This is a genomic window from Streptomyces pathocidini (assembly GCF_001418495.1).
GTDB lineage: Bacteria > Actinomycetota > Actinomycetes > Streptomycetales > Streptomycetaceae > Streptomyces > Streptomyces pathocidini.
Map to the genome: position 1 here is coordinate 1,298 of NZ_LIQY01000637.1, position 515 is coordinate 1,812.

Genomic DNA, 515 nt, shown 5'->3' on the forward strand with positions numbered 1-515 from the left:
TCGAGAAGATCGAGGTCAAGCAGGAGATCTTCCGCACCCTCGACGCGCTGGTGAAGGAGGACGCGGTCCTCGCCTCCAACACCTCCGCCATCCCGATCACCAAGATCGCCGCGGTCACGAGCCGCCCCGAGAGGGTCGTCGGCACGCACTTCTTCTCACCCGTCCCGATGATGCAGCTGTGCGAACTCGTCCGCGGCTACAAGACCAGCGACGAAACCCTCGCCACCGCCCGGGAGTTCGCCGAGAGTGTCGGCAAGACCTGCATCGTCGTCAACCGCGATGTGGCCGGTTTCGTGACCACCCGGCTCATCTCCGCGCTCGTCGTCGAGGCGGTCAAGCTGCACGAGGCCGGGGTGGCCACGGCCGAGGACATCGACACCGCCTGCAGGCTGGGCTTCGGCCACGCCATGGGCCCGCTCGCCACCACCGACCTGACCGGCGTCGACATCCTGCTGCACGCCACCGGCAACATCTACGCCGAGTCGCAGGACGAGAAGTTCGCCCCGCCGGAGTCG

The 515-nt window shown here is 67.6% G+C and carries 1 protein-coding gene; it reads left to right on the forward strand.

Annotated elements, in window-relative coordinates:
• A partial coding sequence (locus tag AOK16_RS23840; RefSeq protein WP_169790949.1) for a 3-hydroxyacyl-CoA dehydrogenase family protein occupies positions 1-515 on the forward strand: 515 nt, incomplete at both ends.